The sequence below is a fragment of the Vibrio sp. 03_296 genome (assembly GCF_002265885.1).
The window spans coordinates 1-881 of the sequence record NZ_NPKW01000229.1 but is presented as its reverse complement, the minus strand read 5'-3'; the positions used below and the strand labels follow the sequence as shown (position 1 = coordinate 881).

General features: G+C 49.5%; 2 pseudogenes. Both read left to right on the top strand.

From position 1 onward, the window contains the following. Positions 1-408, top strand: a pseudogene (locus CIK04_RS23595) (efflux RND transporter periplasmic adaptor subunit); the annotation flags it as partial. Between the two features lie 11 nt (positions 409-419). Next, positions 420-881 (top strand): annotated as a pseudogene (locus CIK04_RS23590) (efflux RND transporter permease subunit); the annotation flags it as partial.

Below are 881 nucleotides of genomic sequence, written 5' to 3'. Positions count from 1 at the left end.
GCTCAATCACCGCGATTGAACCCGCTGTCAATATCCAAAGTGGTTTGATTCAAGTCCAAGCCGATATTCCTAACAGTGATGGTAAGCTTCGCAGCGGTATGTTTGCCCGTGCGAACATCATTCTGCCGAAGTTAGAAGACCAAGTCACACTGCCACAAACGGCGATCACATTTACGCTCTACGGTGACAATGTTTTACATTCTAACGGAAGAAGACGGCGTGCAGCGTGTGAACAACACGTGGTGAAAGTGGGTGAACGCACTGGGAATATCGACACACATTCTCGACGGCGTAAAAGTGGGTGATCAGGTGGTGACATCTGGCCAGGTTCGCTTGAGTAACGATGCCAAGGTTCGTGTTGTCGAAAGCGACGCGATTACACCTCCGGCTGAAACCCCTATGCTGTAATTGGAGGCATCATGCGCTTTACTGATGTTTTATAAACGTCCAGTTTTAGCGGTATCCATCAGCTTTTTGATCGCCTTGCTTCGGTTTACAAGCCGGCGTTCAAGATCGCAGGTGCGAGAATACCCTGAAATGACCAATACCGTCGTAACGGTAACCACCAGTTACTACGGCGCCAGTGCTGACTTGATCCAAGGTTTCATTACTCAACCTTTGGAGCAAGCCGTTGCGCAGGCAGATAATATTGACTACATGACCTCGCAATCGGTGCTGGGTAAATCCACCATCACGGTGAACATGAAGCTCAATACGGATCCAAATGCTGCCTTGGCGGATATTTGCMAAACTAACTCGGTTCGCTCACAGTTACCAAAAGAAGCCGAAGACCCAACCGTGACCATGTCGACGGGGTCGACAACGGCGGTGTTGTATATCGGCTTCACCAGTGATGAGCTGTCATCAAGCCAAATCACGGA